The sequence below is a fragment of the Singulisphaera photorubra genome (genome assembly GCF_045290345.1).
In the GTDB taxonomy this organism is placed as follows: Bacteria; Planctomycetota; Planctomycetia; order Isosphaerales; family Isosphaeraceae; genus Singulisphaera.
In genome coordinates this window covers 1,731,794-1,745,129 of record NZ_CP155447.1, presented here as the reverse complement: position 1 = coordinate 1,745,129, position 13,336 = coordinate 1,731,794, and the positions used below count along the sequence as shown (strand labels likewise).

The following is a 13,336-nucleotide window of genomic DNA, read 5'->3' as shown; positions in this document are numbered from 1 at the left end:
ACCAATCCGTCTCTAGTTTTTTTCGGCTTCTATTTCCTGCAATTCCTGCAACTTGATCTCTTGAAAGGATCATCCAATGTCCGAAGAACGCGATTACACGGCCGGCGACTCGATCCCCGTTGACGATCTGGTGCTCGGCGATAGCGCCGTGGGCCATGACGCGGCCGAAGTCGAGGCCAACAACGTCTCTGGCACGCTCGCGCCGGGCAACCACTTGCTGAAGGTCGTCGGCTTCGGCAAGGAAGCGAAGAAGGTTCTCAAGAAGACTTTCATCAACGGCAAAGCCGTCAGCTACGAAACCTTGCAAGTCTCCGTGCGACTTGCCGACGTGAACAACACCGGAGTCATCTTCCAGAGCTTGCTCTTGCCCCCGAATGACGCCCAGTCGGCCCTCTACTACAACCACGGCACCAACGACAAGGGCAAGGCCGAGGGCTTCTTGGCCTCCGTTTTCTACCAGTTCATCGGCCGCGTCTTCCCCGGCCAGGTCGAGAAGGGCAAGCCGCTTCCCCCGATCGCTCGCAGCCTCAAGAACTGGCTCGGCAAACAGGCCTGGGCCACGGTCGAGATGGACAAGGGGGGTTATCAGAAAGAGGGCATCGACCCCGAAACCGACGAACCTTACGCCCCCAGCGAACCCCGGCCGCAAATCAAGATGTTCTCGTTCCGCGACTACGTTCCCGGCCAGCCGTGCCCACTCGGGAGCGAAGCCAGCAAGGGGGCCAGCAAGCCCGCCAGCAAGACGACCCGACAACCGGCGATGGCCGGAGCGGGAGTGTCGTCCAACGGCGTGGCGGCCATCGACAACGGCTTGATGGACATCTGAGGCGACAGCGAGCCGGCGGGGCTATCGTGGCCCTGCCGGCATCCCTTGGGCGGCTAAAAGGATTGCGACAATGTCGATCTCTGCAATCGAAAAAATCCGAAGGCCGGATGGGAAGGTCGTCGGATTTAGAGACGAAACCGGCAAGCTCCGGGAAATCTACAACGGCGGGGCGACTCGCGCAAGACGACTGCAAATCCTCTCACGAAAGCTCGTGTTGTTTGTGGTCGGCGAATTCGGCGACTGCCCCACCGAAAAGGAAGTCGACGCGATTCTGAAGCTCAACGAGGCGGTTGGCAGCTTGGATAAGGCCGGCGAGATTCTTGAAGCCCACGATAGACGGAGGCAACGTTGAGACTCTACGAACTGGCCGAAGAATACCGCCGAGTCATCGACGCGATCGAGGAAAGCGACGGGGAGTTGTCCCCGACACTTGAGGCCGATCTTGACGCGATCGAAGGCCCCTTTGAGGCCAAGATTGAATCGTGTTGCGCCCTCGTTGACGAATTCGAGAGAGACGAGGAAGCGGCCAAGAAAGCCGCCGATCGGCTCAAGAAACGAGAAGTCGCATTCGGGAACCGTGCCAAGCGAATCAGGAAATACGTTCAGGATTGCATGGAGCGGGCCGGAGTGAAAAAGGTGAGCCGTCCAGGCTTCTCGGCCTGGATACAGGCCAACAACGCTTCGGCCAAATGGACTGGCGATCCCGACGCGATTCCCCCGGAATTCATGCGATGGGAGACGTCTATCAAGTTCGATGCGACCAGTGCCATCGAGTCGTGGAAGGCCGGCGAGAAGCTTCCAGAGGGCGTCGTCGTCGGGCAAGGGACGCACCTGCGAATCAAATAAACGGCTCGGCCGAAAGGGGGAAGCGATGAGCCTTGAATGTCTCGATGTCACGCTACACAAGACGGTCTATCACAAGACCAACGCGAATGATCCGGCCGGCGTGCCGTTTCTGATCGGCAAGACTACCAGCGGCCAGAGCATCAAAGGGCCGATGCGAAAGCCGGTCGAATTGCAAACCTATCGCCTCTGGGGTGACTGGCAGCCCCAGAAAGGATACGAGCCGGCTTTCGTGTTCGTCCACCATGAACCGATTGTCGAACAGTCGGAAAGTGGATTCGCTCAGTATCTATCCACGTTTGTTGACGGACTCGGGCCGATTAAGTCGCGGGCGATCGTCGATGAATACGGCATGGATTCATTGAAGGTTCTCCGCGAGAACCCCGACGACGCCTTAAAAATCAAAGGCATCACTCCCGAAATCGTTGAATCAATTCGCAACCATTTCGCCGAGAACCAGCAAGTTGATCCGATCGCTTACTCGAAGTTGATCGAGCTATTCAAAGGCCACAAGATCCCGAAACGAATCATTCGTTTTCTCTTGCGTGACTGGGGAAGCGATGCCCCGGCGAAAGTCCAAGAACTTCCTTACATGCTGTTGGCTTACCCTGGCTTGGGATGGAAGACGGTTGACGCCTTTGCGTTAAGCGTTGGCTACCCACAGGAGGGGCAAGCCCGCCACGTCGCCGCTCTCGTTGAGGCAATGGAGAAGATCGCGGGTGACGGCCACACAGTTGCCAGTCGAACCGAAGTCAACGAAATCGCCTTCAGCCTCGTGGGTGGCCTGCCGAATGACGAGGCTTGGACCAAGGCCGAAAACGACCGGCTTATCGTCCACAACTACTACGAAGACAATTACTCTTTGCCCAAAATTGCTGAGGCCGAACGGACGATCGCGGAACGGCTCGCCCTGCTTGCGAGAACGGCCATCCCCCTGCCCTTCTCGCTCGATGATGACGGTCTCTTGGCTGGGCAACAGGCCGCAATGAGACTTGTTGAACAGCATGGAGTGGTTGTCGTCTCGGGAGCCCCCGGCGTCGGAAAGACACACGCGGTCACAAAGGCTATTTCCGGCTGTGTCAAGCATGGGTTAAGGGGAATTCGTTTCGTCGCACCAACCGGAAAAGCGGCCAAGCGAGCGGCCGAGCTTCTTGAGCGAGCATTGCCAGGCTCGGGAATCGTGTCGTCGACCGTCCATCGAGCCCTTGGCCCGATTCCTTCCCAAGAGCCTGAAGGCGTTCCCTCGGAGGTTGCCAAGAGCGGTCGAGGACGCGGAGCGTTTACCTTCTCGCGAAACGAAGAAAACCCGATTGAGGCTCAAATCATCGTTTGCGATGAAGCCTCAATGTTGGACGTGCTTTTGGGAGCGGATTTGCTCCGGGCCATCGCTCCGGGAACTCGACTGATTTTCGTGGGCGACCCGAATCAGTTACCGAGCGTAGGCGCGGGCAGTGTACTCCGCGACATGATCGACGCGGGCATTCCGACTGCGACACTGACTGAAGTCCAGAGGAATTGCGGAACGATTGTCCGGGCATGCCATGACATCCTCAAGGGAAAACCGCCGACCCCGGCCGACAAAGTCGATCTTGATGCAGGCAACAACTGGATTCATGTCGAGTTGAGCAAGCCCGAGGAAATCGCGGAAACGATCGTCAATCTGCACAAGTCCACAAAGACCTTCGATCCCGTTTGGGACATGCAGGTCATCAGCCCGGAAAAGGCCAAGGCCGGCGTCGGCTGCAACAACCTCAACCGTTTGCTCTCCGACGCATTGAACACCTGGAAAGGACATCATCAGAGCAAGGCCGACGACGACGAACAGGGAGGCTACGAGCCGAGCTTTGTTTGCGGAGACAAAGTCGTCCGCACAAAGAACGGCCTCTGCGATCTCATGACGGTCATGAGCGATGACGACGACGATCGACCCGACTGGACGTGGGGAAATCAACGCTTCCGACTCTCCGAAACCGACATTGTCAATGGCGACATGGGCGATGTTGTGGATATTTGCAAGGCTCGCGGCGAAACCTACGTCGTCGTCGATTTTGTTTCGCCCCGTCGTCGCTGTCGTCTTCCGTTCATGGGGAATCACCTGATCGCAGCTTACGCGATGACTTGCCATAAGGCCCAAGGATCAGGCTTCCCCTACGTCGTTCTCCCAGTCCACAACTCGTTCTTCTATGACGAAAAGAAGGGCATTGGCATGTGGAACCGGGAGATGATCTACACGCTTTTCAGCCGAGCGGAAAGGTTCCTCGTCACGGTCGGCCCGCGTGCGGCCATCGAGTCAGCGGTCAAGCGGCCAACTGTTGGGCGGCGTCAAACTCGCCTGAAATCGCTGATTCAAAGCCCGTCGCGAATCTTGGAGGTCTTTGAGGATGTCGAGGCGGAAATCGAGGAAATTCTAGCCAACGTCGAACAGGAGGAATTCGCCGATGTCTGATCTTATCAGCAAGAAAACACTCATTATCCAAGCTCTCGCCTCGCCGGGCGGGAGCGAACGGAGCAACCCGTCAATCGCGGCCGAAGTTGGATGTGACGGCAAGTTGGTGCGAAGCGTTCGGGCCGAAGTCGAGGCCGACGCGGTGCGAGCGGAGAACGAACGGCTTCACGCTCTTGTTGACCAACTTCGGGCCGAGATAGCTGCCCACAAGGCAGCCACGCCGGAGCCGACCACCGAGCCGGCCGCTGAGCCAACGATCGCTCTCAAGGTCGTCCGCAAACGCAAAACCTACGTCGAACATTATCCTCTCTTTCAAACCGAACCTGTCAGCTAACCAAAGGGGGGGGGCTCGCATGTCCACGGCAGTCGCAACCGGAATGAGTGTCACGGTTCACCGCGAATCGTTTCTGAACGCTCTCAACGCGGTGGCGGGGATTGTTCCCCTGAAGTCGCCCAAGTATATCCTGCAACACGTCAAATTCGTTTCAGGGGCCGAGTTTGCCACGGGCGATGATGGACCGGCCCTGTTCGCCACCGACCTGGAACTTGCCATTCGCCGGCTCGTGGGCGGCGTTCGTGTGATGGAGCCAGGGGAGATGATTCTATCCCCGGTCCAGTTGCAGCCCATTTTCGCCAAAGCGAAGTGCGAGGATCTGTCTCTCTATGTCGATGGAGACACGATCAGGATTCGCGGCCCCAAGGTCAAATATGACCTGCAAAGCTACGACCCTAACTCGTTTCCCGATCCCCCGCAATTCACTTCGACGAATTACCATGTTGTCGCGGCAAACAACCTGCGCAAATTGATCCGCCGAACGCAGTACGCGACTTGCGAGGATACCACTCGGTATGCCCTGGGTGGCGTGCTCACAGAGCTTCGGCCTGATTCGATCGTGATGGTTGGAGCCGATGGCCGCCGGCTGTCAGAAGCGAAAGCTTCGGCCGAAGTTGTTGGCGACCCGGACAGATTCATCAATATGGCTGAAGGGGAAGACAAGCAAGCTCCCGTTCTCTCCTTGAAATTCATGAACCTGCTCATGAAGACGATCAAAGACAACGATCCGCCGATCCATATCGCGGTCAAAGCCCAATCGTCGGTCATGGCGAGAACAGAGCGGGCAACCATTTACGGCCGGCTGATTGAAGGCCGGTTTCCTGATTATCTTGACATGTTCGCTAGCAGCTATGATGCGAAGATCAGCCTAAACGTCGGCGAGTTTCGTGCAGCCATCGAGCAGGCGGCCATTACGCGTAACGCCGAAACCAAGGGGTCGATTTCTCGTTCTCGTCCGGAAAACTGACGTTGGCCGCGCGGGCCAGCGACGTGGGGTCATCCGAGGTCGAGACTGAAATTGAGTACGATGGCCCCGATCTCCCGGTCACATACGACCCGAAATTCTTGCTCGAACCGCTCGGCTCAATGGGCGATGAAGTTACGACGACCCTGCAAATCTCCCGCAAGGCGGCAACCCTGCTACAGACTGAGGACGGCTTTCGTGGATTGGTTATGCCAATGTCTCGCGACCGATGAGGCCGAGACGCAAGCGGTTGGAACGTTCGGAATCCGGGGTTTCGACCGCTTGCCATTTCCTGCAATTCCTGCAACACTAATCTTCTTTCCGCAGATCAAAGGGGGACGACATGGCACGCGAGAGCAAGGCAAAACGAAACGCAAAGCGATTTGGAGTTTCGGAACGAATTGCAGACCAAATTCATGATTCAGCCTGGATAATTCCTTCATTCGGGCGATCCGATCATTCATCCCTTGTTGATTATAAACAGGAAATCGAAAGAATTGTTGCGTCCGCGCATAAAAGCAAGCATTTTGATGTGCAGAATGTTTACGAGTTTTGCCTGTCATCAATGCAAGGGAAACTTGTAACATTTGAAAATGAATTTCCGACATTCAGACTCCCATTCCCGGAGATTTTCCTCGAATGGAAATCTTTTCCTAGAGGCGAACGCACCGCATGCCTTAAGGGGTGTTTGTTTTCTTACGCTGACCTTTCTGATTGCCCCGACGGCTGCATAAACAACGAAACCGTATCTGTGATTCGAGCCGATACGATTTCAAAAGATGCTAAAAGTGGAGACCTTGAATTTCACGCAAGTGTTTTTTGCCCTATTCGCAACGATGGATCTTTGTGCAACGGAGTGAGCTACAGGATTAAGTTTGGCCGTTCTATGCCTGAGGGGCTTAAAGCTGAAACTATGAAATGGATCAACTCAATTTTTGCAATTGCGAGCATGGCGATTAATTTCTTGCATTGCAAAAATGTTTCTTCGTCGGAAATTGATCCAAATATTTCTGTTGGTCGCGAACGCCGCAAGGCCGGCCTCAAGCCCTTCCTTCGCTATCACACCATCAACATTAACCCCATGAAGGAAGTCCTCCGAACCGAAGGCAACATCGAGGCCAACGGACTCAATAAGGCCCTACATATCTGCCGAGGCCACTTCGCCACCTACACTGACGAAAAGCCGTTGTTCGGTCGCTTCACTGGAACCATCTGGAAGCCATCTCACGTCCGAGGCTCAGCAAAACAAGGCGTAGTTGTCTCTGATTACAAAGTCAATGCTCCGAGGGCCGCCCTATGAGAGACGCCGCACTGGCCGAGATTGGCCGAGCCGAACCCGAGATTGACGCGACGAAGCGTGCCACAACCATCCTGAACCCATTCACGGTGATTGTGGATAGCAGGGAGCAACGTCCCTACGCCTTCCTTGGCCTCTCGGCCGACGCGAAACAAAAGTCGCTTCCTCTGACGATTCCGACCGTTCGCGGGACACTGCATGACGGCGACTACTCAATTCAAGGCATGGAAACATGCCTGATCGAACGAAAGTCGAAAGAAGACCTATACGGCTCGGTAGCCAAGCGAGACAACTTCATCGGCCGACTTGAGCGGATGAACGCGATTGCGGAGGCCGGCGGCTATTGTTGCGTCATGGTCGAGTGCAATGATGTGGATTTGCTTGACAGGCCGAAGCATTCCCGACTCGCGGCCAAGTCGCTGAATCGCACGATCATCGCTTGGCGACAACGATATCGAGTGGACTGGTACTTTTGCTCCACTCGCGAGCGGGCTGAAGCGTTTACGTTTCGCATCCTGGAACGGTTTTGGAACGACCGACAAGGCCGTCAGAAGTCAGCGAAGTGATACTATTTGATTTTTCTTGCATTTCCTGCAATTGTCGCAATAATTGGAAATCACAGTAGCGATCGAGAGTAAGACCAGATGACTCTAACCCACGACTCCGAAACCATTTTGCGGTTCGCTCAGGCAATCATGCCGGCCGATACCGTAATCGAATTTCGCGTCATTCGCGCGAGGTTCAAGAATGGTTTCGTGGAAGCGAGCGACTATGCCTCAACGCTAAGCGGCTGGTATGACAATCCGCACGATCTGATGGTCGATGCCACGAGGCTTCGCGGAGTTTCGGGGTTTGTTACGTCGAACCCTTGCAATCGCGATCTGTTGGCCCGGTCCTATAACAAGCTTGTCAAAGTCCAGCATGCTACCAAGGCGAGCGATATCCTTGCCCTGCGTTGGCTGTTCACTGATATCGACCCCGAACGAGCGGCCGGAATCAGCGCCACCGACGCCGAGCGAGCCCTTGCCCTTGGGCGGCGTGATGCGATCTTCTCGGCTTACCCTGGACTAGCCGAAGCTTCGCTAGCTGGATCGAGCGGGAACGGAGCCTATATCCTGACTCGCATTCCCGACATGGAGAATACCGAAGCAAATCGCGACCTGATTGCCAAGGCTCTGCAAATCATTGGCCTGCAACACGACGACGAAAAAGTCAGTATCGACGAAAAAACCAAAGATCCCTCTCGCGTGATGGCGCTGGCCGGAACGGTCAAGTGCAAAGGGTCAAACATTCCCGAGCGGCCATGGCGTGTTGCTACCCTCGATACAGTGCCCGAGGCAGGACGCACGTTCGACCTGGCTGGCTTCGTCGCTCAGCACGCTGAGATGCTACCCAAGGTGGCCACGCGGCCAGCCAAGGCTGTTCGGTCGTCTGTTCTCGTCGCTTCGTCTGGCGAGTATCTAGGGCCGTCCCTTGATTCGGTCGCGAAAGTCTATCGAGCGAGCCGGTATCTGAGTGGTATTGCTCCGGCCGTCTCTGGGGAGGATGGCCACGACCAAACGTTTGACGCGGCCTGCGCTCTGGTTAAAGGCTATGACCTCGCGCCCTGTGAGGCCCGGCCGATCTTGGCTGAGTGGAACTTGCGTTGCAGCCCGCCGTGGTCGGACTCCGAGCTTGACCACAAGCTCATCCAGGCCGATGAGAAACCCGACGACAAGCCTCGCGGCTATCTCTTCCACGTGGCGAAGGAAGGGGCCATTTCGCCGACTTCCATAACGATCGGTGGCGAAGTAGTCGAAGACGAGGATGCCGGCTGTCTCCCCGGCTTTGAGGATAACCCTCACCGGATTGCCCGCGAGTACCTGCGGACCAAGCACAATCACCCGGACGGCCACACAATCCGCTACTGGAACGGCGAGTTTCACGCATGGGAAAGCGGGGCATACCGGGTACGCAAGGACAAGGAAATCAAGGGCAAGCTGGCCTCCATGATGGATGAGGATTTTTACAGGATCTATATTGAACAACTGACAGAGTTCGCCCAGTCGAGCGACGAAAAGGCGAAAGCCCCCAGGCCGATTCCCGTAACCACGGCGTTGACGGGCCACGTCCATCAGGCAATGTCGGGGCTCGTTATGCTCGACGCATCGAAGTACCCGGCCCAGCCTTGCTGGATTGACGACAAGAGCGGTTGGAGTGTCGCGGAAATTCTCCCGATGCCGAACGCCATCGTTCACCTGCCGAGTTTTGTCGAGGGGAAGCTATGCACACGTAAGCCAACTCCACGGCTGTTTTGCCCCTACGTGCTCGATTACGAGTGGTTGCCCGATGCTCCGGCCCCGACTCAATTCCTCGAATTCCTGGAGCAACTTTGGCCTGGCGATTCCGAGTCAATTGAATTTCTCCAAGAGTGGATGGGCCTGATGCTCGTTCCCGATGGGAGTTATGAAAAAATCGCGGCGTTCATCGGGCCGCCTCGCGCCGGCAAAGGCGTGATCGCGTCAATCATTCGGAAGCTGATCGGCGTGGCGAATTGTGCCGGGCCAACCTTGTCGAGCCTGGGAACCGACTTTGGCCTGGAAACGTTGATTGGCAAGTTGGCCGCGATCATCGACGACGCGCGGCTCTCGGGCAAAACAGACCAGGCCGTCATCACTGAACGCCTACTCACGATCTCAGGCAAAGGACACCTGTCGGTCGGCCGCAAGTTCCGTTCGGACTGGGAAGGCGAACTTCCTTGCCGAATCACTCTTATCTCGAATGAGCCGCCGCGATTGATCGATCAGTCAGGAGCGTTGCCGAATCGTTTCATCGTTCTGCGGTTCAATCAATCCTTCTTGGGTCGAGAAGATCCAAGCTTGAAGGAAAGGCTAACGAGCGAGCTACCGGGCATCCTGCTTTGGGCCATTGAAGGATGGCGGCGGCTTCGGGATCGAGGCCGGTTCATCCCGCCGACATCGGGCCTGGAGATTCACGAAGAAATGGAGGACATGGCGAGTCCGATTGCCACATTTGCGAAAGAATGCTTGACTGTTCATGTCGAAGAAACCATGGACAAGGCCGACGCCTACCGAGCTTGGAAGACGTGGTGTGAGACTAACGGCAAAAAAGAAATCGGCGAAATGAGCGTGTTTGGTCGCAACCTTCGGAGTGCGGTCCCCAGCTTGGTAGCGTACCAACGCCGAGACGGAAGCCGAAGAATCTGGGCTTATCGAGGGGTCGGCCTGATTCCGCCTTCTGAGATGTTCGGCTCTCCCCCAGATTCAGAGCCAGTCGTTTACACGAACGAACAGGGCGAGCCTATCCCATTTTAGGAGATCGGATCATGCGGCATTTTACCGTCTGGGATGTTGACGAGGCCCAAGATTACGCACTGGCTGGCGGACAGGCTCTGCACACTCACCAAATCATTGTTGATTACGACAAGGCTCCGGCTTGCTTCGTCCGGGCCGTCGAGAAGGGCGAGGATATTGCCCACTTATTCGATCAGGACCGTGAACGACTGGTTCAAACAGTCCGAAGCCTAGGAGTCAACATCGTCCTGATAGAACGCAAAGGCCAACGCGGCCAACACGTCGACCTATGCGGAAGCCCGCTTAAACGAGCCTTAAAACAGTGTGCGGCCGACGCACAAACCACGATGCCTTTATTTGATTGAGGAACGAACAATGTCACGCGACTGGTGCCAGGATTTGACCGAGTTTCACGCGGCCATGTGTCCCGAGCAAATCGGGGATCATCCGTTATTCCCGTCATCCGACGTGATCGATCTGCGAATTCGTCTGATGGACGAGGAGCTGTCCGAAACCATCACCGCGATCGATGACAAGAACCTCGTGGAAGTGGCCGATGGCCTTGCCGATCTGATCTATGTCGCGATCGGAACGGCCGTCGCGTTCGGGATCGACTTGCGGCCGGTCTGGGATGAGGTTCATGGGAGCAACATGGCAAAGGCTGGCGGCGAAAAGCGAGAGGATGGGAAACGACTCAAGCCCCCTGGCTGGACGCCCCCGGATATCGCCCTGATCTTAAATCAGCAAACCAAACGATGGGAAGCGAGCCAAGGCCCTGTCTGCCAAGGCCACGGCGAACGGGCTGAGGGAAGCCCGAAAAAATGTTGCGATCGGGCAGGCGAATACAATGGATTCGGGAGTGACGGGCCACTCGCATTCCGATGCCCAGAATCTTGCTCTTGCCACGACTGAGATCGAGAAGAACATGACCGAGATTGAACTTGTCAAAACCATGATCGCCATCAAGAACTTTTTCCCCCCGGACGGGGTTGAAGTCGCTCTCGTGCTCCAGCCAAGGCCAGGGGTTTGCCGCGCCACGTTGCTCGTGGCCGTCGTGGGTAGCGGCACTCCCCGCCAACTCTTTGAGATCACAGAGCCGCCCACGGAGGAATTCTTGAGCATGCTCTATCTTGCAGCGCAAGAGCTATGGGAGCACTCCCAGGGGCGATCAGAATCGACGGCAAGCGTTCTCGGCTTGGATTTCAAATTAATCGGAGGCGACTGATATGAGGCTAAGCATATTGACTTCTATTCTTGGCCTCTTGATAGGAATCGCTGGATGCTTGGCTCTCGTCAACCACGTGCCGGCCGCTAATGAGGCAATTCGGTTTCTGCCAACATCGTTCGCCTACCTGTTTGCGTTGGCCTGTGTCATCACGCCATTCTGGGGTGGCCGCGTGGTCATTCTGTTCGTCTTCGAGAAGGGAAAATCATGACCGTCGACCTGATGCCATGCTGGCTGGCCGATGCCTTGAGGCGAATTGACGCCCTGCCCTGCAAATCAATTCGCGATGTTGATCGCAAGCGGTTCGCGGCAAGACTTGTTCGGTTCGCCGAGATCGACGATCCGGCTTTCCCATGCCCGGCCGTCTGGCGAGATGAGGCCGGAGCGATCGTCATTCGGTGGGATTGCCCCCATGGAGGGGCGAAGATCCTGGAGATCCTGATAACCCATCCCCGATTCTTCCAGGTCTCGTTCTGGACGCCCGGTAAGACGACCGCCGTTCGGATTGTCAAGGGTAAACATGCTCAATGGGTTCGGCGAATCCTGGAAGATTTTTGGGGCGTCCCGACCGGATGCAGCGTCGAAGCCTTGATGGAACTCGCGGAGATCGGCCATTGAAAACGGAAACAATCGAACAGCCACCCAAGGCGAAGCGAGGGCGGCCCAAGAAAGTCTTTCCGAATAAACCCCTATTTATCGGGTGCCGAGAGATCGCCCACGAGCTTAGCGTGTCTGTGGCGGCACTCAAAAAATGGGTTGAAGCGGGTTACTTCCCACCTCAGCATTCTCGAATCGGATCGACGATTCGAGTTTGGCTACGATCAGACTGGGAGTCATTTGTGGCCTCTGGCAAATGGCCTACGTCGTCTTGGCGGGCGCGATCGTCCGGCCGACCTTGAACGGGCTCCATCCACTTGTGGCTTTCGTCGTCTTTTATATCCAAATAGATGCTCGTCGTTTTCATCGACGAATGCCCCATCCATCTCGACACAATATAAAGCGGTACAGGTCGGCCGGTAAGCTGTCCAAGGATGGCTTGCCGGCCGAATGTGCGTCGCATGTGGTGGTTTGGACTATCCGGCTTCGGGAGTCCCGCCTTAGAGCAGGCAAGGCAGATGGCCTCTGCCGTCGTGTTGCCCTTGGCAATCTTCTTCACTCGCCGCCCAGCAATCACAGCCTTGACGGATTTGTCTCGGCTGCGGTGCATTTCTTGAAGCGTTTCAAAGCATAGTGGACTCATCGGCACGGAGTAGCCTTTGCCCGCCTTGTCAAGTTCTGGCCGAACTGTAACCGTGCCTAGGCCCACCTCTTCGGGCTTGGAAAAATGAATGTCACGCCACTCTAAGCCCAGCAGGGCCGAAATTCTCAAACCAGTGTTGCACCCAATAATCAACACGTTTTGAAGCCATTTCCCTGAATTGCCCAACAATTGTTTAAGTTCTTCGGGCGTCCAGGAGCCACGATAAACTTGGGGAGTCCGCTCGGGAATTTCAACGGCAACCCACGGATTTCGAACAATCTTCTCTAATTTGACAGCATGGTTCCAGGCGGCCGAAAGTAAGCCCCGGTCGCGTGCCAATGAAGTGCGAGAAATCGGCTTTCCGGTCTTCTGGCTAATGTCCCTCGAACGATCCGCGAACCATGCGGCGCATACTGCTGAAGTCACGTCATTGAAACGGATAACGCCCTTCTTTTCGCACCACGCTATAAAATTTCTGAAAGTCAACTGGATTGCCTTGATCGAATTTGCGGCCGCATTGATCTCTCGATCGTGCTCTCTTGCGTCAAGGAAGGACTGAAGCGAGATGTCATCGATCCGCTCAAATCCAACCGCCTTCGTCGCCTCTTCCTGGCGAGTCCGGGCCGCCTGAGCTTCAAGAACTGCTGGGGGTTCTTTTGGCTTAGGGTCGCCCGCCTTCCATCCCTTGGGCGGCCGCCGTATGATCGTTTCCGACTGATACCTTTTCCCATTGTGCCAGCGAACCGACCATGTACCACGCCTCGAATCGAACACAGCGTAAGCCACTGGAAGACTCCAATTGCCGATTTTATGTGAGCAAAATGTGAGCGAAGCAATTTCAAATCAAAACCCTCGCTAAAACCACTAT

15 protein-coding genes are annotated in these 13,336 nt (G+C 56.0%); 13 read left to right on the top strand and 2 right to left on the bottom strand.

The window, feature by feature from the left end:
- Positions 1–76: 76 nt before the first annotated feature.
- From V5E97_RS06730 to V5E97_RS06715, 4 genes are all read left to right on the top strand, one after another.
- Positions 77–826 (top strand): hypothetical protein, encoded by a 750-nt coding sequence (locus V5E97_RS06730; protein WP_406698546.1) that lies wholly within the window; start codon positions 77–79, stop codon positions 824–826.
- A gap of 70 nt (positions 827–896) precedes the next feature.
- Positions 897–1,178, top strand: coding sequence for a hypothetical protein (locus tag V5E97_RS06725; RefSeq protein WP_406698545.1), 282 nt, complete (start codon positions 897–899; stop codon positions 1,176–1,178).
- Positions 1,175–1,672 carry a siphovirus Gp157 family protein gene (locus tag V5E97_RS06720; RefSeq protein ID WP_406698544.1) on the top strand — a complete coding sequence of 166 codons (498 nt, stop codon included), beginning with the start codon at positions 1,175–1,177 and terminating at the stop codon, positions 1,670–1,672. The genes V5E97_RS06725 and V5E97_RS06720 overlap by 4 nt, the downstream gene beginning before the upstream one ends.
- A 25-nt stretch (positions 1,673–1,697) precedes the next feature.
- Positions 1,698–4,115: an AAA family ATPase gene (locus V5E97_RS06715; RefSeq protein WP_406698543.1), complete on the top strand. Its 2,418-nt coding sequence runs from the start codon at positions 1,698–1,700 to the stop codon at positions 4,113–4,115.
- 70 nt (positions 4,116–4,185) lie between these two features.
- On the opposite strand, the gene V5E97_RS06710 is transcribed toward V5E97_RS06715, so the two are convergent.
- Complete coding sequence (locus V5E97_RS06710) at positions 4,186–4,416, bottom strand: hypothetical protein (protein ID WP_406698542.1); 231 nt, start codon at positions 4,414–4,416, stop codon at positions 4,186–4,188.
- A 124-nt stretch (positions 4,417–4,540) separates the two neighbouring features.
- Here V5E97_RS06710 and V5E97_RS06705 point away from each other — a divergent pair, with 124 nt between their 5' ends.
- From V5E97_RS06705 to V5E97_RS06665, 9 genes are all read left to right on the top strand, one after another.
- A complete protein-coding gene (locus tag V5E97_RS06705; protein WP_406698541.1) occupies positions 4,541–5,416 on the top strand; it encodes a DNA polymerase III subunit beta family protein in 876 nt (291 codons plus the stop codon).
- A gap of 2 nt (positions 5,417–5,418) precedes the next feature.
- Positions 5,419–5,646: a hypothetical protein gene (locus V5E97_RS06700; RefSeq protein ID WP_406698540.1), complete on the top strand. Its 228-nt coding sequence runs from the start codon at positions 5,419–5,421 to the stop codon at positions 5,644–5,646.
- 110 nt (positions 5,647–5,756) lie between these two features.
- Positions 5,757–6,713 carry a hypothetical protein gene (locus V5E97_RS06695; RefSeq protein WP_406698539.1) on the top strand — a complete coding sequence of 319 codons (957 nt, stop codon included), beginning with the start codon at positions 5,757–5,759 and terminating at the stop codon, positions 6,711–6,713.
- On the top strand, positions 6,710–7,276 hold the full coding sequence (locus V5E97_RS06690) for a PDDEXK family nuclease (RefSeq protein ID WP_406698538.1): 567 nt from the start codon (positions 6,710–6,712) through the stop codon (positions 7,274–7,276). Before V5E97_RS06695 ends, V5E97_RS06690 begins: the two co-directional genes overlap by 4 nt.
- Positions 7,277–7,354: 78 nt before the next feature.
- Complete coding sequence (locus tag V5E97_RS06685) at positions 7,355–10,024, top strand: phage/plasmid primase, P4 family (RefSeq protein ID WP_406698537.1); 2,670 nt, start codon at positions 7,355–7,357, stop codon at positions 10,022–10,024.
- A gap of 11 nt (positions 10,025–10,035) precedes the next feature.
- The gene (locus tag V5E97_RS06680) at positions 10,036–10,368 is read left to right on the top strand and encodes a hypothetical protein (RefSeq protein ID WP_406698536.1); all 333 of its coding nucleotides are present in this window, start codon (positions 10,036–10,038) and stop codon (positions 10,366–10,368) included.
- Positions 10,369–10,378: 10 nt separating this feature from the next.
- Positions 10,379–10,915, top strand: a complete 537-nt coding sequence (locus tag V5E97_RS06675; protein ID WP_406698535.1) for a pyrophosphohydrolase domain-containing protein — start codon at positions 10,379–10,381, stop codon at positions 10,913–10,915.
- 13 nt (positions 10,916–10,928) lie between these two features.
- Positions 10,929–11,228 carry a hypothetical protein gene (locus tag V5E97_RS06670; RefSeq protein ID WP_406698534.1) on the top strand — a complete coding sequence of 100 codons (300 nt, stop codon included), beginning with the start codon at positions 10,929–10,931 and terminating at the stop codon, positions 11,226–11,228.
- Between the two features lie 207 nt (positions 11,229–11,435).
- The gene (locus tag V5E97_RS06665; protein WP_406698533.1) at positions 11,436–11,846 is read left to right on the top strand and encodes a hypothetical protein; all 411 of its coding nucleotides are present in this window, start codon (positions 11,436–11,438) and stop codon (positions 11,844–11,846) included.
- A 160-nt stretch (positions 11,847–12,006) separates the two neighbouring features.
- Here the strand turns inward: V5E97_RS06665 and V5E97_RS06660 are convergent, their stop codons facing one another.
- Positions 12,007–13,254 (bottom strand): tyrosine-type recombinase/integrase, encoded by a 1,248-nt coding sequence (locus V5E97_RS06660; RefSeq protein ID WP_406698532.1) that lies wholly within the window; start codon positions 13,252–13,254, stop codon positions 12,007–12,009.
- Between the last annotated feature and the right edge of the window lie 82 nt (positions 13,255–13,336).